This is a genomic window from Salmonella sp. NW1250, from assembly GCF_051812965.1.
Taxonomy (GTDB): domain Bacteria; phylum Pseudomonadota; class Gammaproteobacteria; order Enterobacterales; family Enterobacteriaceae; genus Salmonella; species Salmonella enterica.
In genome coordinates this window covers 109,605-126,037 of the sequence record NZ_JAMNDD010000011.1, presented here as the reverse complement: position 1 = coordinate 126,037, position 16,433 = coordinate 109,605, and the positions used below count along the sequence as shown (strand labels likewise).

The following is a 16,433-nucleotide window of genomic DNA, read 5'->3' as shown; positions in this document are numbered from 1 at the left end:
ATCCCTTATCCATCATCACCCGAATATCTCATCAGGCCATTGTTACAGTTTGTTGTAAACTATCGATTCGTGAATAAGCGCTTTTCCCATGATATAGAGCTGGTCCTGATTATCTTCCGTCACATACCAATCCTTATATGCTGGGTTGTCTGACAATACAGCCAACTGAAGCCCCTGCATTTGTAAGCGCTTGACATGAAAGTGTTGCCCGAAGACAAACGCATATACCCCATCTACCTTGAAGTGCCTAACAGAAACATCAAAGAACAACCGATCTCCAGACTGTATGGTTGGGCACATGCTATCACCATCGACGGTCATTACCTTTACGTCTGACTGAGAGCGGTTACCGAATAGTGAGCGCGCATGCTCGGTGGTGAATTCGATGGCATGTAGGACTTCAACAAATTCAGAAATCATAAATGATCCCGGTCCTGCGCTAAATGTCAGGTCGAGTACGTCAACTCTAAACACGTCTTCTGCTAACTTATCCGACTCACCTTTTGCCATATAACTCTCTTCAACGAACATCGGCTCACGGCCATCAGATAGCCACTCCGGTCTTACACCAAGCACACTAGCTATCTCAACAATCCTCTTCGAGCTTTTAGCTTTCCCTGAGGTCAGTTTTTGTATAGCAGCCTGCGAAACCCCAACCTTTTCGGCCAGGGTCACCTGATTAATCTTCGCCTTCTCCATAGAAAGCTTTAATCGCTGTGAAAGAGTCATGTTCATCCTACAAAAATACAACCTCAGTTGTTATATGGCAAACAACCCAGCACTTGAAAAATAACAACCTTGGTTGTATATTGGTTTTATAAAAAGTGGAGGTGGTTTTATGAACCAAGTTATTAAAACCGCTATTGCCATTGTTGGAACGCAGAAAGAGCTAGCTAAGGCATGCGGTGTTAGTCAAGCAGCGGTTCAGAAATGGTTATACGGCAAGGCGAAAGTTTCGCCACAAAACGTTTTTTCTGTGGTGAAAGCCACGGGTGGGAAGGTGCAGGGATATCAAATTCGCCCAGATCTTCCATGGCTTTTCCCTAAGCCTAACCAATCAGCATAAGCAGTACCGCTCTTTACCAATCTGAACCGCCGACAACGCGGTAAATTTATCCAACGGATTTGCGTGTATTTGCGAATCCAACTCTATCTAATTTCTAAGGAATATTTTGAATGAACGTAGTTGCAACTAAAAGCAAGAAGGCGGCTCGCATTGAGTCCACTTTACTCAACAAGTTAGCCATGATGGGCCAGAAGACATTCGCTAAAGCTATGGGTGTTCCTGAATACCAGGTAAGCCGATGGAAGAACGGTTTCTTCTCTCAGGTCAGCATGATGCTTGCGGTTCTGGAGTATGGAATCGAAGACGAGGAAATGGCAGAGCTCACCAGGCGACTTGCTACCTACCTGACAAAAGAAAAAGCCCCGAAGAACGGCGAATTCTTCGAGGCCTGATGTAGAAAGACTGGATCAATCCACAGGAGTAATTATGACAAAACAACTCAGTCCTGACCAGGACAAATTACACAAAAACATACTACGTGATCGGTTCTTATCCAGCTTCAAACAGCCTGGTCGATTTCGGGCTGAGTTGGAAAAAGTGAAGCTAATACTGAAGAGGAAAGGTCATGAGTAACATATCCAATCTAGCCGAAGCCAGAGAGGCCAGAAGGCTCCAGAAGCCGCGTACAAATGGCGGTAAGGGGTTTGCCTTGATTCACCGCCAATTCATGGATAGCAAGCTATACAAGGATTCTCAGGCTGTGCATCTTTTCCTGCATCTGATACTGAAAGCCAATCACTCTCCGGCAGTCGTAAATACCGACATTGGTGAGATGTTGGTTGAGCGAGGACAGCTAATTACCGGACGGCCAAAACTGGTAAGTGAAACATTCATCCCGGATAACAAAGTAAAAAGTTTGCTTCGTTCTTTTGAAGGGAATGGAATGATTCGTATCGAGTCGAAAGGGAGAAAATTCAGCCTGATAACAGTGTTGAAATATGATGATTTTCAGGCTCCAAATTGTCCAACGGATGTCCAACGGATGTCCAACGCAAACACCAGTAATGACGAGGCTCACAGCAAATGTTGTCCAACGGATGTCCAACGATTGTCCATAAACAATAATATAAATAATATCTCTAATACTAACGTATTAGAGAGTACCGCAGCAGACGAAAATCCTGACAAGAAAAAATCAGCTCTCAGTTGTCAGGATGTTGTCGATGCTTACCACGAATTACTTCCTGAAGCTTCCAGGGTTCGCGCACTGAATGACAAACGTAAAAACCAGATCCGAACTTTCTGGCGAAAAGCCGGAGTGATAACCCGCCAGCTTGATGGTCATGGGTTCACGATGCAGGACTGGAGAAATTATTTGAGTTACGTAGGCGAAAATTGCCGATGGATGTTCGAAGAGCGTCAAAACCATCAACGCGGAACCGTCTGGCACAAAAAGGGATTTGATTTCCTGCTTAACGATAATACCTACCTGAAAGTTCGTGAGGGTGAACACGATGACCGATAATTTTTACGCGCCGCCACATAGCATCGAGGCGGAGCAGGCGGTGATTGGTGGATTGCTTCTGGATGATGACAGTAGTGAGCGCGTCCAGAAAGTTCTGGCGATGCTGAAGCCTGATTCATTTTACAGCCGACCACACAAAATCCTTTTCGAAGAAATAACCAGAATGCACCGGGAGCAAAAGCCAGTAGATGGCCTGACGCTTTTCGATGAACTGGAGCGTAAATCGTTAACGGTGTCAGTTGGCGGTTTTGCTTATATCGCTGATATCGCAAAGAACACGCCAAGCGCAGCAAACATCGTTGCCTATGCAATGCAGGTTCGCGAAACCGCAATGGAGCGCTACGCCATCAACCGCATGACTGAAGCGACGGAATTGCTCTATTCCCGCAACGGAATGACTGCAACGCAGAAGTACGAAGCTATTCAGGCGATTTTCACGCAACTGACAGACCATGCAAAAACCGGATCGCGTCGCGGCCTTCGCTCATTTGGTGAGGTCATGGAAGACTGGGTTAGCGACCTTGAGAAGCGATTTGACCCGTCAGGCGAACAACGAGGAATGAGCACAGGGATCCCATCGCTGGACAGGATGCTGTCACCGAAAGGTCTGGTGAAAGGCTCTTTGTTTGTCATTGGCGCTCGCCCTAAGATGGGGAAAACGACGCTATACAGCCAGATGGCAATCAACTGCGCAGTGCATGAGAAAAAGCCCGCTCTGATGTTCAGCCTTGAAATGCCAGGTGACCAGATACTGGAAAAATTGGTGGGACAGAAGTCAGGTGTTAACCCGAATATTTTTTACCTTCCGGCGACAAATGACGCTGATGACGGCTATCAGGGTGATTACGATGGTGACTTCAACAGGGCGATCGAAACAGCCAATCGCTTGAGTGAAATCGACCTGCTTTACATCGACGACACGCCGGGATTATCTCTGGCTCAAATCATCAGCGAAAGCCGTCGAATCAAGCGAGAAAAAGGATGTGTTGGCATGATTCTGGTCGATTACCTGACACTAATGACCGCTGAAAAGGCCGATCGTAACGACCTTGCTTACGGCATGATTACTAAGGGACTGAAGAACCTTTCCAAAGAGCTTGATTGCGTTGTTGTGCTTCTGACGCAGCTTAACCGCGCACTGGAAAGCCGAACCAATAAACGCCCATTACCAAGCGACTCCCGAGATACAGGGCAGATTGAACAGGATTGCGATTATTGGGTTGGTATCCATCGTGAAGGTGCTTTTGATGACAGCGTTCCGCCTGGTGAAACCGAACTAATCCTTCGTCTAAATCGCCATGGCAATACCGGCACGGTGTATTGCATTCAGGCAAATGGCGCTATTTATGACACAGACCAACAGTCTGCTGAAATGCGACGCCGTGAACGCGAGGAACCGCAGTCCAAGAAGAAAGGAGGATTCTGATGACCATCTACATCACTGAGCTAATAACAGGCCTGCTGGTAATCGCAGGCCTTTTTATTTGTGGTGGAGAAAAATGATGAGAAAGAAACAAGCAGAGAAATTATTTTGTGATGCTATGGATGCGTTGGCTAAGGTCGGAGAAAGCCCATTGAATTACTGTCTGTCTTATGCCCGTGGTTTTATGGCTGCCGAGAACAAGAAGGAGTATCTGCACGAATGGGAAGACGGAACAATGCGTCTGAAAGTTAGCGATGGCGAGCAGGTTCATTGATGGAGAGGAATATGGATGAATCAAGAAAGGCTTTCGAGCAATGGGCGCTAGAAGTTATGCAGTTCACGTCTGATGACCTTAGATGGGATGAAAGGCGAAACTGCTATCTGGATTATGTGCTGCACATAGCATGGAAGGGATGGCAGGCTGGCAGGAAGACAATCGAAATTGAAATTCCGGCAGCATGTGCTGACGACGAATATTTCATTGATGGAGTCTTTCAACCAATGAGATATGAGCGCGATGTTGAGAGAGCCATCATCGCCGCTGGAATCAAAGTGAAGGAGTGAGTATGAGTAAAGTATCAAGAGGAATGAAAATATCGCTTATTTTCATCCTTAATCCGCATCGTATCTTTTTGGCTTCAGCAGTATGGCTGTCAGATTTTGTTTATTGGTTAGCAGATAAATTGGATGATTTTGCGAGATGGCTTGAGAATTTTGCGAATGCGAGGTTTGAGTCATGGCCGCTTATCGGAGAGAGGATGTCTGACGAATTAAACCGGTATTACGCGGATAAGCGCAAGGAGAAGAGCAGGAGGGCAAGTGAAGCAATTATTCCTGCTTCGCAACGAAGCAATCAGAAATAACGCCATAGACGCCATTCTCTCACTACCAATCGACGACAAGTCACCCCACGAAGTCCACGTCAAAGAACCTAAGCGAACCAAAGCGCAGAACGACCGTATGTGGCCGATGCTTCAGGACGTCTCCCGTCAGGTGCTTTGGCATGGTCAACGACTGTCTCCGGAAGACTGGAAAGACATCTTCACCGCGCTGTGGCTCAAGACTAAAAAGCTGGAGCAAAGAAGTGTACCAGGTATTGATGGCGGTGTTGTTCTTCTTGGGGTACGTACCAGCAAGATGAGGAAGGCGAGCATGACAGAGCTTATCGAAATTATGTTCTGGTTCGGCTCAGAACGTAACGTGCGATGGAGTGATGATTCCCGGCGAGAGTACGAGTGGTCACAACGAACAGGGAGAGTTGCATGAAACGATGTTACCGCTGCGGAGAAAGCAAAGACGATTATCGATTCCGGCCAAATCAACCTTATTGGCACCAATGGTGTATCAGATGTGAGCGGTCGCCATTAGGTAATTTCCCGCTTCCAGAGACGAAGGAGGACGTATGGCACGACAGCGACGAAGTATCACCGACATAATCTGCGAAAACTGCAAATACCTTCCAACGAAACGCTCCAGAAATAAACGCAAGCCAATCCCAAAAGAATCTGACGTAAAAACCTTCAATTACACGGCTCACCTGTGGGATATCCGGTGGCTTAGAGAACGTGCGAGGAAAACAAGGTGATTGACCAAAATCGAAGTTACGAACAGGAAAGTATAGCGAGAGCCTTATGCGCAGGATGTAACAAGCAACTGGCACCTGATGAAATTTACGCCTGTGCAGAATGCGTCAACGAATGGCTGGTATATCGCGATCCACATTCAGATATGACAGGAGATAAGGATGGCTAACACAAATATGTATTCACCAAACGAGCAGGATTATATCCGCAGGGTTGCCGGAAAAGTCCCTGCTGACGTTATGGCATCCACCATAGGAAGAACCAGAAACAGCCTGGTTAACTGGGCTAATCGACATGGAATAAGCCTGAGAGTTCCTTACGGAATACTTAAAAAGCACTGGCCTGAATATGCTGAAAAAATGACAAAAGGTGGAAGAAATGGCGCTAAAGAGAGATAAGTTTGATGACGTTTTCTCCCAACTGGTTAGGGAGCGAACGGACTGGACATGCGATTACTGCGGACGATCATTCCATCACGAAAGACAAAAACTCCACTGCTCCCACTTCAAATCCCGACGGCACAAAGCCACCAGATACCATCCCTATAACGCCTTCGCCCACTGTATTGGCTGTCACCGAAAACTTGAAGAAGACCCATACGAATTCACCGCGCATGCGGAGATTGTCTATGGGGAGATGACAATAGAGCGTGTAGCGCGTCTGGCGTGCATTCCTGTGCGCTTAAAGCCTTGGCAGATGGATGAGCTATACCAGCACATGAAGAGCGAACTGAAGCGGTTACAGGAGCTAAGGGCGCAGGGTGTTACAGGGCGCATCGATTTCACATTGCCAGACTGGTATCAGGACGGAATTCAACTCCGCATGGGGGAATCTCAATGTGCAGCATAACCAGCATTAACCAGGCGAAACAGCAGCGTGAACGTGACGAGGCTGAATTGCGCAGCGTCAGAGAGATGACGGAGCAACACCAGAAGGCGATGGATTATCTGCATGAGCGAGAGCGCGAACTGGTGAACCGGCTTGGATTGAACAAGACATCGGGAGGCGATGCTGCATGAATCTGGAAAATGTAGTGAAGTTTCACTTCGCAAAATCTACTCAGATAAACGATATCCCTCGCGCAACAGCTTCAGAAACGTTAACTGGCACTGATGTTATGGCAGCTATGGGTATGACTCAAAGTCGCGCATCGTTAGGTTACAGCGCGTTTCTTGGGAAGATGGAAATCAGCAGCAATGACCGTGAGAAAGCTATTGAACTGCTGACCAAATATGCACTTGAGCACTGCGATAAGGTTGCCGCCTTACGTAAGCTCGAAAACGATATTAAGCCAAAGGTAATGCAAGTGCTCGCAACATTCGCATTTGCTGATTACTCACGTAGCGCTGCCAGTACGCGAACCTGTGACTGCTGTGGTGGCAAGAAGTTTATCGATGCTGAAGTCATGACGATGAAAAGCATCGGAAAACCATATCTGGAAGAGCGTAAAGAGACGGTTAAAGTTCTGTGCCGCAAATGCAAAGGGAAAGGGGTGCTTACCAACGCTTGCCAATGCAATGGCAAAGGCGTAGTGGTAGACAAAGAGAAAACTATTCTACAAGGTGGCGTTCCTGCGTATAAAACCTGCGGACGCTGTAATGGGCGTGGATATGCTCGTCTGCTGCCTGATAGCGTTCGAAAATACATCTGCGCAACGGTGATTGATGTTCCTGAAACCACATGGCGCAGGTCTTACAAGGACTTCTTCGAAAGCCTGGTAGGTGAGTGCATTAAACAAGAGGAATATGCAAATCAGATGCTGAGCAAAGTCACTCGATAGTAAATATTTTCTACGAAATAGGATTTATCTAGAAAATAACACTTTACAAAGTGGCGATATTTGTTTAACCTGAAACCAATGATGGAGTAGTGCAGTCATTCGAAGCCCTGAGTTAATAGCTCGGGGCTTTTTGCGTTTTAAGCACGACATTTCTGAAAGCGCCCTATCACCAATCACCAGAACACATCCAGATACCCTTGCTCATTCGTGGCGACGGGGTAGGACGTTTTACACAAATGAAAAACCCAGCGCTTGGCTGGGCTTCGTGAAAAGGAGTAGCTCATGTTGAGTGAAAGCGCAAAAGATATCGCAGGTTACGAAGGTAAGTACGCTGTAACGACTGATGGGCGAGTTTATTCTCATTCTCGAGTTGATGATGGCGGAAAGTTAAGGAAAGGGCGCTGGCTTAAGCCGAATGTAGATGGTTATGGATATTTGCAGGTATCCCTCTACTCGGAAGGCGTAGCAAAGAAACATAAAGTGCATAGATTGGTAGCTGAAACATTCATTGATAATAAAAAATTGTGCCCACAGGTAAACCACAAGAATGGAATAAAGACTGATAATAACGTATCTAACCTATAGTGGGTAACGGCACAACAGAATATTCTGCATGCGTTTTCTAATAGCCTTATGTCATCCAAAGGAGAGAAAAATGGCAGGGCAAAGCTAACCATGGATCAGGTGAAAGAAATACGCGACTGCAAATCAATGACGAAAACGGGTATTGCTAAACAATACGGCGTATCAACAGCAACAATTTCATGCATTGTTAACAATAAGTCCTGGGTTATAGATTAACAAAATTAAGAATGCTCATTACAGGATGCATTTATGAGTGCATCCATTAATGTCCGTTAAATGCGATGGGTGGGGATACTGCACCAACAGTACCCCCAGTGATTTCCTCGCGAAAGCAATAACGAGCAAACCACGTTACTGATAAACGTATCCTGGATTTGTTCACTCAACAACCACGTTAATTCCTAAATTGAACAGATCCCCGCACTCAGGGGGTGAGAAAATGAAGATGGACGAAAGATACAGCAATGCTTCATACGGTAGCGCTGGTCTTGCGGCTTTCTTTGCCAGTCTTTCTCTACAGGACTGGGGCTTCATCATTGGCGTCGCGTTCAGCATTATCCTCGGCGTTCTGACTTACCGGCTCAACAAGCGTGAGCAAATGAAGCGAACGAAGATACTGCAGGACATTTTGAATAAAACCGACTCCAGAAATCCATCAGCTACAGCCACGGTTATCGCCGAACTCGGTCAGAAAGCACCAAAGGAAATCTGATGAACAGCACCCTTCGAAAAAGCGTACTGGCAGCCGTTGGTGGTGGGGCTATCGCAATAGCTTCTGCACTGATTACTGGGCCAACTGGTAATGATGGTCTGGAAGGTGTCAGCTACATACCATACAAAGATATTGTTGGTGTATGGACTGTATGTCACGGACACACCGGAAAAGACATCATGCTCGGTAAAACGTATACCGAAGCAGAATGCAAAGCCCTCCTGAATAAAGACCTTGCCACGGTCGCCAGACAAATTAACCCGTACATTAAAGTCGATATACCGGAAACAACGCGCGGCGCTCTTTACTCGTTCGTCTACAACGTGGGTGCTGGCAATTTCAGAACATCGACGCTTCTTCGCAAAATAAACCAGGGCGATATCAAAGGCGCATGTGATCAGATACGGCGCTGGACATACGCTGGCGGTAAGCAATGGAAAGGGCTGATGACTCGCCGTGAGATTGAGCGTGAAGTCTGTTTGTGGGGGCAGCAATGAGCATGATTTGCTTTTTCATGGCAGCGTTGCTCGCATTCAATGGCAACGATGCGTGGCCGTGGTTTCTGGCCGTTGGGGTGTTGATGTCATGAGTCGGTTAACCGCAATCATCTGCGCTGTGGTTATTTGCCTGCTGGTTTCAATGGGGTGGGCTGTTAATCATTACCGTGATAACGCCATCACCTACAAAGGCCAGCGCGATACCGCCACCCATAAATTGAAACTGGCGAACGAGACGATTGACGACATGCAGGGGCGCCAGCGTGACGTTGCTGCCCTCGATGCAAGATATACAAAGGAACTCGCTGATGCGAAAGCTGAAAATGATGCTCTTCGGCGCAAGCTTGATAATGGTGGTCGGGTGCTCGTCAAAGGAAAATGCCCTGTGTCATCCTCAGCCGAAACCTCCAGCGCCTCCGGCATGGGCAATGATGCCACCGTCGAACTCTCTCCAGTTGCTGGACGAAACGTTCTCGGTATCCGGGACGGAATCATCAGTGACCAAACAGCACTGAGAACGCTTCAGGAGTACATCAGGGCGCAATGCCTTAAATAATTTCCCTCGCATAGAAATTTGACAAGTGACTTTCAGGAAAATGCCTCGCGATGCGGGGCGTTTTTGTATCGGTATTTCACCGCGCATCTCACGCGCATATCAACGAGAGCCTTTCAGTAAGCGAGCCTGAGAATTGCCGTTATAGGTGGCGACCTCTCTCGGGCGGCTTTTCTGTGAGACAGGCTCACTTTCTAAAAGGTAAAGACGCTATGAAAGCAATCACGCTTTTTAATACACCGATCCGTGTTGATGAATCAGGAATGATCTGCCTCACTGACATGTGGAAAGCTAGTGGTAAAAGTGAATCTGAATCGCCGTACCACTACCTGAGAAACAAGCAGACCAAAGAGTTCTTAGCCGAGCTGGAGAAAAACCACGAATCTGTGGTTTTTACGGAACGCGGTGTGCACGGTGGAACTTATGGCGGAAAGTTCGTTGCTTATGATTACGCAGCATGGCTAAACCCTGGATTTAAATATGCAGCCTATAAAGTCCTCGATGACTACTTCACCGGAGAGCTTCATCATCGGAACAGCTTAAGTGCGCAGCTCAATATGAAGTGTCATGAGTTTGATCAGAAAAAAGATATGGCGAGCTTCTGTGGACAAGGGCTGGCGGCATGGCGCTATACGAAGCCAGTGTTGGTCGCCGAGATTAACTCCCTGGCTAACCAGCTGCAGATTACGATCCCAGGGCTTCCGGGATGAGTGATCGTGTCATTGAATGCGCCTCCAGAGCGGGGCGCGACTTCTCAGAGTTCATGAAAGGTGAGAAGGGCATGATGGAAGCATTGGCCTCGGTGGATGAGTTTGGCGAGCAGCTGCGCCTCAACGGCTGTGTCAATCATCACTTTGTTAGCTACATGATGCGGAACTCGATCATGCAGGCATTCATGGACATGGCAAAAGCCGAGAGGAAAGAAGAGCGCCGGCGTAAGCGAGCGGAATCAAAAGCGAAGTAGCCATTACAAAGCCCATCTACGGGTGGGATTGATAATGAAACCGGAATTTATTCCAGGTCACCAATTAGCAGCAGTACCGCGAAACAACCCAAGCCAGTAAGTGGGGTAAATAACAGCGTTGTATCGTCGCAGTATCATCGCATTAACAATGACCGCAGCCCTTAATGGGAGCTCCTTCTGCGTGAGTGTGCAATGATAATCAATAACGATGCATACCGGGGTTTGCAGCTTTTTCGATGGCTGGTTTATCCCTCATTGCTCGCCATCTCGATGCGGGGGTAGAAGAAATCGAGAGTGTTTTACAGAGCTTTCTATCGTAAAGGCTCGATAAAGCAGAATATGTTTTATGTGTGCCTGTAGGCATGATACTCAATAACTAGTGGAATATTCCAATATGACAGGTCTGACAATTAAGCAAGAAGCTTTCTGTCAGGCATACATCGAAACGGGTAATGCTTCTGAGGCTTATCGGACGGCGTATGCTGCTGACAAGATGAAGCCGGAGGCAGTACATGTTCAAGCATGTAAGTTGCAGGATAACCCTAAGATAGCCCTAAGGATAAAAGAATTGAGGGGCGAGATTAAGCAACGCCATAACGTCACCGTCGATTCTCTCCTCGCTGAACTGGAAGAGGCCAGACAAAAAGCCTTAAGCGCCGAGACGCCACAATCATCTGCAGCTGTAGCGGCGACAATGGGCAAAGCTAAGCTGGTCGGCCTTGATAAGCAGATTATCGATCACACCTCATCTGATGGAACCATGGCAACGAAGCCAACCACTATTCGCCTGGTAGGAGTTGACCCAGCCAATGGAAAGCCAAGTTGACCTCCAGATACCTGCCAAGTTAGTTCCTGTATTCGCGACAGAAGGAGTCCGTTATCGTGGTGCTCACGGTGGACGTGGATCTGCTAAGACGCGTACTTTTGCACTAATGACTGCCGTCAAAGCGTATCAAGCGGCAGAAGCCAATATCAGTGGAGTTATCCTGTGCGCTCGAGAATACATGAACTCGCTGGAAGAATCCTCCATGGAGGAGGTAAAGCAGGCAATTCGCTCCGTGGCGTGGCTTGACGATTACTTCGACATTGGAGAGAAATACATCAGGACAAAGAACCGCAAGGTCAGCTATGTATTCTGCGGTCTTCGCCATAACCTAGACAGCATCAAATCAAAAGCGCGAATTCTTGTAGCCTGGGTTGACGAGGCCGAGTCTGTTTCTTCGACTGCGTGGAAAAAGCTTCGCCCGACCGTTCGTGAAGAAGGCTCAGAAATCTGGGTTACGTGGAACCCGGAGAAGGACGGCAGCGCCACCGACAAACTTTTCAGAAAGAATCCCCCAAAAAGCTCAATTATTGTCGAGATGAACTATGTTGACAATCCATGGTTCCCCGCGGTGCTTGAGGAAGAGCGACAGGAAGACCTGGCAAACCTTGATTACGCAGATTACGCGTGGATATGGGAGGGGGCTTACCTCGAAAACTCAGATAAGCAGGTGCTGGCTAACAAATACGTCGTGCAGAGCTTCGAAGACAATCTATGGAGGAAATCAGAGCGCTTGCTGTTCGGTGCTGACTTCGGATTCGCGAAAGACCCCAGCACGCTTATTCGCATGTTCATTCTGGATAACAACCTCTACATCGAATACGAGGCCTACGGCAATGGCGTAGAGCTCGACGATATGTGGAAGTTTTATGCAGGCAAAACCGATGCCACGCCGAAACAGCTTGAGGACTGGGAGGTCACTGACGATGCGAAATTCCCCGGTATCCCTGAAGCGCGTAAATGGCCCATCAAAGCCGACAACTCCAGGCCAGAAACTATCAGCCATATCAAAGGGCAGGGATTCAACATCTCAGCTGCTCAGAAATGGCAGGGTAGCGTAGAGGACGGCATCACTTTCCTACGTGGATTTAAGAAGATCATCATCCATCCTCGCTGCAAAGAAACAGCGAAAGAGGCGCGGCTTTACTCGTACAAAACAGACCGTATCACTGGCGAAGTCTTGCCGATTATCGAGGATAAGTACAACCACTGCTGGGATGGAATCCGATACGGTCTTGACGGGTATATCAAACGCAAACCTCAATCGATGGGGATGATGATTCCTAAGCGCCTTAGGGGGAAATAATCATGAAAAACAAATGCAAATGCCCTGGCTGCGAACGCAAAAGAAAAGGCGGGCCGGGTTATCAGCCATGTGCCACCAAATATCCTGCCAGGGGAATTGCTCCACCACCTAAACGACCATAACGGACAATCCATGACTGACAAATTAACACTAGCCGTCAATCACGCGCTGAATGACGTCAGGCTTGCTCGCGCCCGCATGGGGCTACTTAATCCTTCAATGGGTTTGGACGCTAAGCGTAATTCAGCCTGGTGTGAATACGGATTCAAAGAAGAATTAACCTTCGATGACCTTTACAAGCTCTACCGCCGCGGTGGTATAGCTCACGGTGCCGTAGAAAAGCTTGTTGGTAAATGCTGGCAGTCAAACCCTGAAATCATTGAGGGTGAAAAGTCAGATGAAACACGCATGGAAACGTCTTGGGAGTCCAAAACTAAGCAGGTTTTCACTAACCGACTTTGGCGCGCGTTTCTTGATGCTGATCGGCGACGTCTCGTTGGCCGCTATGCAGGAATTCTCCTGCATATTCGAGATAATAAAGCGTGGAATCTGGAACCAACGAAAGGGCGTGGTCTGGAAAAAGTAAGTATTGCATGGGCCGGTTCACTGAAAGTCAGCGAATGGCATGACGGAGTGGTTTCAAAGAATTATGGTCAGCCGAAGATGTGGCAGTACACAGAGATTCTACCCAATGGTTCCTCTCGCCGTGTCGACATCCACCCTGATCGAGTTTTCATTCTTGGTGACTATACAGACGATGCGATCGGTTTCCTTGAGCCTGCATACAACGCTTTTGTCAGTCTGGAGAAGGTGGAAGGTGGTTCCGGTGAGTCGTTCCTGAAGAACGCTGCACGCCAGCTTAACGTCAACTTTGAAAAGGAAATCGACTTCAATAATCTGGCGTCGCTGTATGGCGTGAGTATCGATGAGCTACAGGAAAAGTTTAACGAAGTTGCCGGGGAAATTAACCGGGGTAACGACGTGTTAATGACCACGCAGGGGGCGACAGTTACACCACTTGTCACTGCCGTAGCAGACCCAACAGCAACCTACGACGTTAACCTCCAGACAGCTTCCGCTGGCGTAGATATTCCGACTCGCATTCTCGTAGGTAATCAGCAGGCCGAGCGTTCCAGCACAGAGGACCAGAAGTACTTCAATGCTCGCTGCCAGTCCCGACGAGGCGAATTGTCATTCGAGATTGAGGACTTCTGCGACAAGTTGATTAACCTCGGCATTATCGACCCGATAGGCCATAAAACAGTTATTTGGGACGACCTTAATGCGCAAAGCGATAGTGAAAAACTGGATGCCGCGCAGAAGATGTCGCAGATAAACAGCGCATCATTAGCAACAGGCGAGCAGGTATTTACTGGTGAAGAGATTCGTGTGGCTGCCGGGTATGAGGGTTCACCTGAACCACTTCCGGAGATAGATGATGACGAAGAAGAAAGCGAAATCACCGATACTACCCGGAAACCTTAAAGACCCGACAGGCGCTGACCGCCTTGAGCGCGGAGCAATGAACGAGTTCGCCAGGCGAATGAAACGCATTGGCAAAGCCTACAAGGATATCCTCGACCGCATTCCTGCATCACCATCAGTAAACCAGCGCTACACCTTCGAACTCGACTCCACCCAGCTATCAATGCTCCTCAGCAATGCCTCATTGCTGGTGGATGAGATTTTGGGTGCGGATAACGAGACTGGGTTCTGGTTCTGGACTGATTACGTCAACCCGGCGTATCAGCGCGGCACGGCGCAGGAATTTGCCAATCTGGCGCAGCAGTCAGCCGTGTACGCGGCAGGACAGGAAAGCGTATCGGCAATCCTCCTGAGTGAGCCGTACCGCCGCAGACTAATTCTGGTTCGCGCTCGCACCTTTGAGGAAATGAAGAACATCAGTGCCACTGTTAAAGCCGATATGGCGAGGATACTGACCGATGGTCTCGGGCGCGGACAGAACCCTCTGGAGATAGCGAAGCGCATCACTGAGCAGACAGGTATTGAGTCTCGCCGGGCTAATCGTATTGCCCGGACGGAGATTACCACCGCGCTGCGCCGTGGTCGATGGGATGAATCAGATGAGGCAACGGAGCAATACGGGATACTCACCCGTCAACTGCATTTGTCAGCGCTCAGCACGACCACCAGGCAGTCTCACGCGTTACGACATGGAAAGCTCTACACAACGGAAGATGTGAGGGAGTGGTACAGCATCAATGGAAACGCAATCAACTGCAAATGCACTCAGGTATCTGTTCTCGTTGATGAGGCGGGAAATCCTCTTTACCCGAACGTTATCAACATGGCCAGAAAAGGGCTGGAGAAAGCGAAGCAGGCAGGACTGGTTCCCAATTATTCGCATTGCGGTTGTGGGCGCAAGCACGCTGCATAAACGTGAGAATCTTCAATGAAAGTACAGGTTAATGTCACTTCAAAAGTGAACAGCAAAGCCATTCGCAGGGAACAACACAACGGACGTGAGCACTGGGTTGTTCCCTCCTACACCCTCCCAGCTAACGTGGTCATGAACGGCGGACTCTATCCTGCCAGCGAAATTGACCAGCACTATACCGGTCTGGAAGGGACGCTGGCACCGCTGGGACATCCACAGGTAAACGGCCAGTTTGTTTCGGCTTTCAGTCCTGAAGGCTTGAATGTGGGATATGTCGGGGCGTGGAACAAAAACGTCAAGAAGTCAGGTAACCGTGTCTACGTCGAGAAGTGGATCGACACAGAAGTGGCAAAGCGTACAGATGATGGCAAGCGTCTTCTTGAGCGTCTTGAGGCGCTGGAGAAAGGCGATGATGTTCCGCCAATCCATACCAGCGTTGCCGTATTCCTGGAAGAACTGGAAGCGAACGATGAGCAGAAAGCTCAGGGGGCTTCATGGGTTGCGAAAATTCACGCGATGGATCATGACGCCATCCTTCTGGATGAGGTTGGCGCGGCCACACCAGATCAGGGGGTAGGGATGATGGTTAACGCTGACCTTGCCACTCCACTGAAAGCTAATTCCGGTGCGCTGGTTGGCGAAACCTATCGCGAGCGAGAGCGGCGTCTGGAGAAGTATGCGAAAGATAAATTCGCTCCCGGAGAGAAAGAATACGCCTGGGTGGCTGACTTCACTGACTCGCAGGCCGTAATCATCCTCAACAATGGTGATCCGAAGGTTTACGGATACAAATCTGAGGGCGGAAAGATTGTCTTTGACGATACCTGGACAGAGGTTCAGCGCCAGAGTTCATGGGTTGCCGTCGTCAACAAGCTCAAATCATTTTTCACACCGCAGGATAACCCTGCACCAAACCACAAAATGGAGGGCGACATGCCTTTAACCAAAGAAGAACTGGAACAAATCGGCAGCATGGTTAGCGAGGCCGTCGCCACCAATACCGAAAAGGCTATCAAGCCTCTCGCGGAAAAGGTTGATGCGCTACAGGCCAATCAGCAACAACTTTCTGAAGCCCTGACTGCCAACTCCCGCGCCGAAGAGAAAACGAAGCGTGAAGCGGTGGCAAAAGTTCACGGCGAGATTGTGGCTAACGCCCTGTCTGGCGAAGCGCTGGACGCGATGTACAAAACCATTGGTGATGCCGCACCGCTGGGTACTAACTCTGCTCAGCATCAGAAAGAAACTGGCGCACCTGCCGCATCTGAATACTTCAAATAA

The 16,433-nt window shown here is 48.5% G+C and carries 27 protein-coding genes; 26 read left to right on the top strand and 1 reads right to left on the bottom strand.

Features of this window, described 5'->3' with window-relative positions; genetic code table 11:
* Positions 1–42: 42 nt before the first annotated feature.
* Positions 43–729: an XRE family transcriptional regulator gene (locus NBA72_RS18550; RefSeq protein WP_058803881.1), complete on the bottom strand. Its 687-nt coding sequence runs from the start codon at positions 727–729 to the stop codon at positions 43–45.
* Positions 730–838: 109 nt separating this feature from the next.
* On the opposite strand from NBA72_RS18550, the gene NBA72_RS18545 reads away from it, so the two are divergent.
* The 26 genes from NBA72_RS18545 to NBA72_RS18420 all read left to right on the top strand — a co-directional run bounded on the left by NBA72_RS18545 (position 839) and on the right by NBA72_RS18420 (position 16,433).
* Positions 839–1,066, top strand: a complete 228-nt coding sequence (locus tag NBA72_RS18545; RefSeq protein WP_058803883.1) for a transcriptional regulator — start codon at positions 839–841, stop codon at positions 1,064–1,066.
* Between the two features lie 110 nt (positions 1,067–1,176).
* Positions 1,177–1,458 carry a CII family transcriptional regulator gene (locus NBA72_RS18540; protein ID WP_001103492.1) on the top strand — a complete coding sequence of 94 codons (282 nt, stop codon included), beginning with the start codon at positions 1,177–1,179 and terminating at the stop codon, positions 1,456–1,458.
* A gap of 34 nt (positions 1,459–1,492) precedes the next feature.
* Positions 1,493–1,639 (top strand): DUF2740 family protein, encoded by a 147-nt coding sequence (locus NBA72_RS18535; protein ID WP_208664057.1) that lies wholly within the window; start codon positions 1,493–1,495, stop codon positions 1,637–1,639.
* Positions 1,632–2,531 carry a DNA replication protein gene (locus NBA72_RS18530; protein WP_208664056.1) on the top strand — a complete coding sequence of 300 codons (900 nt, stop codon included), beginning with the start codon at positions 1,632–1,634 and terminating at the stop codon, positions 2,529–2,531. The genes NBA72_RS18535 and NBA72_RS18530 overlap by 8 nt, the downstream gene beginning before the upstream one ends.
* Positions 2,521–3,957, top strand: a complete 1,437-nt coding sequence (locus NBA72_RS18525) for a DnaB-like helicase C-terminal domain-containing protein (RefSeq protein ID WP_208664055.1) — start codon at positions 2,521–2,523, stop codon at positions 3,955–3,957. The genes NBA72_RS18530 and NBA72_RS18525 overlap by 11 nt, the downstream gene beginning before the upstream one ends.
* A 73-nt stretch (positions 3,958–4,030) precedes the next feature.
* Positions 4,031–4,228: a hypothetical protein gene (locus NBA72_RS18520; RefSeq protein ID WP_001541881.1), complete on the top strand. Its 198-nt coding sequence runs from the start codon at positions 4,031–4,033 to the stop codon at positions 4,226–4,228.
* 11 nt (positions 4,229–4,239) lie between these two features.
* Entirely contained in the window at positions 4,240–4,518 is a 279-nt protein-coding gene (locus NBA72_RS18515) for a hypothetical protein (protein ID WP_020838501.1), read from the top strand.
* 2 nt (positions 4,519–4,520) lie between these two features.
* Entirely contained in the window at positions 4,521–4,817 is a 297-nt protein-coding gene (locus tag NBA72_RS18510) for a hypothetical protein (protein WP_000049339.1), read from the top strand.
* Positions 4,774–5,220: a recombination protein NinB gene (locus tag NBA72_RS18505; RefSeq protein WP_000811304.1), complete on the top strand. Its 447-nt coding sequence runs from the start codon at positions 4,774–4,776 to the stop codon at positions 5,218–5,220. The genes NBA72_RS18510 and NBA72_RS18505 overlap by 44 nt, the downstream gene beginning before the upstream one ends.
* Entirely contained in the window at positions 5,217–5,390 is a 174-nt protein-coding gene (gene ninD, locus NBA72_RS18500) for a protein NinD (protein WP_024142973.1), read from the top strand. Before NBA72_RS18505 ends, ninD begins: the two co-directional genes overlap by 4 nt.
* Positions 5,357–5,539, top strand: a complete 183-nt coding sequence (locus tag NBA72_RS18495; RefSeq protein WP_000113771.1) for a NinE family protein — start codon at positions 5,357–5,359, stop codon at positions 5,537–5,539. Before ninD ends, NBA72_RS18495 begins: the two co-directional genes overlap by 34 nt.
* Positions 5,536–5,706 carry a protein NinF gene (locus NBA72_RS18490; RefSeq protein WP_020898882.1) on the top strand — a complete coding sequence of 57 codons (171 nt, stop codon included), beginning with the start codon at positions 5,536–5,538 and terminating at the stop codon, positions 5,704–5,706. Before NBA72_RS18495 ends, NBA72_RS18490 begins: the two co-directional genes overlap by 4 nt.
* Positions 5,699–5,935 (top strand): hypothetical protein, encoded by a 237-nt coding sequence (locus NBA72_RS18485; RefSeq protein WP_001749499.1) that lies wholly within the window; start codon positions 5,699–5,701, stop codon positions 5,933–5,935. Before NBA72_RS18490 ends, NBA72_RS18485 begins: the two co-directional genes overlap by 8 nt.
* A 438-nt stretch (positions 5,936–6,373) precedes the next feature.
* Positions 6,374–6,556, top strand: coding sequence for a hypothetical protein (locus NBA72_RS18480; protein ID WP_020898880.1), 183 nt, complete (start codon positions 6,374–6,376; stop codon positions 6,554–6,556).
* Positions 6,553–7,317, top strand: coding sequence for an antitermination protein (locus NBA72_RS18475; protein WP_020838507.1), 765 nt, complete (start codon positions 6,553–6,555; stop codon positions 7,315–7,317). Before NBA72_RS18480 ends, NBA72_RS18475 begins: the two co-directional genes overlap by 4 nt.
* A 282-nt stretch (positions 7,318–7,599) precedes the next feature.
* Entirely contained in the window at positions 7,600–7,902 is a 303-nt protein-coding gene (locus NBA72_RS18470) for an NUMOD4 domain-containing protein (RefSeq protein WP_023253535.1), read from the top strand.
* A 439-nt stretch (positions 7,903–8,341) separates the two neighbouring features.
* Positions 8,342–8,614, top strand: coding sequence for a hypothetical protein (locus NBA72_RS18465; protein WP_000781414.1), 273 nt, complete (start codon positions 8,342–8,344; stop codon positions 8,612–8,614).
* On the top strand, positions 8,614–9,111 hold the full coding sequence (locus NBA72_RS18460) for a lysozyme (RefSeq protein ID WP_001089360.1): 498 nt from the start codon (positions 8,614–8,616) through the stop codon (positions 9,109–9,111). The genes NBA72_RS18465 and NBA72_RS18460 overlap by 1 nt, the downstream gene beginning before the upstream one ends.
* 88 nt (positions 9,112–9,199) lie before the next feature.
* Positions 9,200–9,667 carry a lysis protein gene (locus NBA72_RS18455; protein ID WP_023253534.1) on the top strand — a complete coding sequence of 156 codons (468 nt, stop codon included), beginning with the start codon at positions 9,200–9,202 and terminating at the stop codon, positions 9,665–9,667.
* A gap of 209 nt (positions 9,668–9,876) precedes the next feature.
* The gene (locus tag NBA72_RS18450; RefSeq protein ID WP_001530409.1) at positions 9,877–10,374 is read left to right on the top strand and encodes a KilA-N domain-containing protein; all 498 of its coding nucleotides are present in this window, start codon (positions 9,877–9,879) and stop codon (positions 10,372–10,374) included.
* Positions 10,371–10,628, top strand: coding sequence for a hypothetical protein (locus tag NBA72_RS18445; RefSeq protein ID WP_001283924.1), 258 nt, complete (start codon positions 10,371–10,373; stop codon positions 10,626–10,628). The genes NBA72_RS18450 and NBA72_RS18445 overlap by 4 nt, the downstream gene beginning before the upstream one ends.
* A 394-nt stretch (positions 10,629–11,022) precedes the next feature.
* Complete coding sequence (locus NBA72_RS18440) at positions 11,023–11,454, top strand: terminase small subunit (protein ID WP_000147264.1); 432 nt, start codon at positions 11,023–11,025, stop codon at positions 11,452–11,454.
* Complete coding sequence (locus NBA72_RS18435) at positions 11,438–12,757, top strand: PBSX family phage terminase large subunit (RefSeq protein WP_000445802.1); 1,320 nt, start codon at positions 11,438–11,440, stop codon at positions 12,755–12,757. Before NBA72_RS18440 ends, NBA72_RS18435 begins: the two co-directional genes overlap by 17 nt.
* Positions 12,758–12,889: 132 nt before the next feature.
* Positions 12,890–14,242, top strand: a complete 1,353-nt coding sequence (locus NBA72_RS18430) for an anti-CBASS protein Acb1 family protein (RefSeq protein ID WP_020838511.1) — start codon at positions 12,890–12,892, stop codon at positions 14,240–14,242.
* The gene (locus NBA72_RS18425; protein ID WP_020838512.1) at positions 14,196–15,155 is read left to right on the top strand and encodes a phage minor head protein; all 960 of its coding nucleotides are present in this window, start codon (positions 14,196–14,198) and stop codon (positions 15,153–15,155) included. Before NBA72_RS18430 ends, NBA72_RS18425 begins: the two co-directional genes overlap by 47 nt.
* 15 nt (positions 15,156–15,170) lie before the next feature.
* Positions 15,171–16,433 carry a hypothetical protein gene (locus NBA72_RS18420; RefSeq protein WP_023205066.1) on the top strand — a complete coding sequence of 421 codons (1,263 nt, stop codon included), beginning with the start codon at positions 15,171–15,173 and terminating at the stop codon, positions 16,431–16,433.

Excerpts from the sequence above, each read along its gene's own strand:
- NBA72_RS18550 (WP_058803881.1), bottom strand. The coding sequence starts at position 729 with ATGACTCTTTCACAGCGATTAAAGCTTTCTATGGAGAAGGCGAAGATT.
- NBA72_RS18545 (WP_058803883.1), top strand. The coding sequence starts at position 839 with ATGAACCAAGTTATTAAAACCGCTATTGCCATTGTTGGAACGCAGAAA.
- NBA72_RS18540 (WP_001103492.1), top strand. The coding sequence starts at position 1,177 with ATGAACGTAGTTGCAACTAAAAGCAAGAAGGCGGCTCGCATTGAGTCC.
- NBA72_RS18535 (WP_208664057.1), top strand. The coding sequence starts at position 1,493 with ATGACAAAACAACTCAGTCCTGACCAGGACAAATTACACAAAAACATA.
- NBA72_RS18530 (WP_208664056.1), top strand. The coding sequence starts at position 1,632 with ATGAGTAACATATCCAATCTAGCCGAAGCCAGAGAGGCCAGAAGGCTC.
- NBA72_RS18525 (WP_208664055.1), top strand. The coding sequence starts at position 2,521 with ATGACCGATAATTTTTACGCGCCGCCACATAGCATCGAGGCGGAGCAG.
- NBA72_RS18520 (WP_001541881.1), top strand. The coding sequence starts at position 4,031 with ATGATGAGAAAGAAACAAGCAGAGAAATTATTTTGTGATGCTATGGAT.
- NBA72_RS18515 (WP_020838501.1), top strand. The coding sequence starts at position 4,240 with ATGGATGAATCAAGAAAGGCTTTCGAGCAATGGGCGCTAGAAGTTATG.
- NBA72_RS18510 (WP_000049339.1), top strand. The coding sequence starts at position 4,521 with ATGAGTAAAGTATCAAGAGGAATGAAAATATCGCTTATTTTCATCCTT.
- ninD (WP_024142973.1), top strand. The coding sequence starts at position 5,217 with ATGAAACGATGTTACCGCTGCGGAGAAAGCAAAGACGATTATCGATTC.
- NBA72_RS18495 (WP_000113771.1), top strand. The coding sequence starts at position 5,357 with ATGGCACGACAGCGACGAAGTATCACCGACATAATCTGCGAAAACTGC.
- NBA72_RS18485 (WP_001749499.1), top strand. The coding sequence starts at position 5,699 with ATGGCTAACACAAATATGTATTCACCAAACGAGCAGGATTATATCCGC.
- NBA72_RS18480 (WP_020898880.1), top strand. The coding sequence starts at position 6,374 with ATGTGCAGCATAACCAGCATTAACCAGGCGAAACAGCAGCGTGAACGT.
- NBA72_RS18475 (WP_020838507.1), top strand. The coding sequence starts at position 6,553 with ATGAATCTGGAAAATGTAGTGAAGTTTCACTTCGCAAAATCTACTCAG.
- NBA72_RS18470 (WP_023253535.1), top strand. The coding sequence starts at position 7,600 with ATGTTGAGTGAAAGCGCAAAAGATATCGCAGGTTACGAAGGTAAGTAC.
- NBA72_RS18465 (WP_000781414.1), top strand. The coding sequence starts at position 8,342 with ATGAAGATGGACGAAAGATACAGCAATGCTTCATACGGTAGCGCTGGT.
- NBA72_RS18460 (WP_001089360.1), top strand. The coding sequence starts at position 8,614 with ATGAACAGCACCCTTCGAAAAAGCGTACTGGCAGCCGTTGGTGGTGGG.
- NBA72_RS18455 (WP_023253534.1), top strand. The coding sequence starts at position 9,200 with ATGAGTCGGTTAACCGCAATCATCTGCGCTGTGGTTATTTGCCTGCTG.
- NBA72_RS18450 (WP_001530409.1), top strand. The coding sequence starts at position 9,877 with ATGAAAGCAATCACGCTTTTTAATACACCGATCCGTGTTGATGAATCA.
- NBA72_RS18445 (WP_001283924.1), top strand. The coding sequence starts at position 10,371 with ATGAGTGATCGTGTCATTGAATGCGCCTCCAGAGCGGGGCGCGACTTC.
- NBA72_RS18440 (WP_000147264.1), top strand. The coding sequence starts at position 11,023 with ATGACAGGTCTGACAATTAAGCAAGAAGCTTTCTGTCAGGCATACATC.
- NBA72_RS18435 (WP_000445802.1), top strand. The coding sequence starts at position 11,438 with ATGGAAAGCCAAGTTGACCTCCAGATACCTGCCAAGTTAGTTCCTGTA.
- NBA72_RS18430 (WP_020838511.1), top strand. The coding sequence starts at position 12,890 with ATGACTGACAAATTAACACTAGCCGTCAATCACGCGCTGAATGACGTC.
- NBA72_RS18425 (WP_020838512.1), top strand. The coding sequence starts at position 14,196 with ATGACGAAGAAGAAAGCGAAATCACCGATACTACCCGGAAACCTTAAA.
- NBA72_RS18420 (WP_023205066.1), top strand. The coding sequence starts at position 15,171 with ATGAAAGTACAGGTTAATGTCACTTCAAAAGTGAACAGCAAAGCCATT.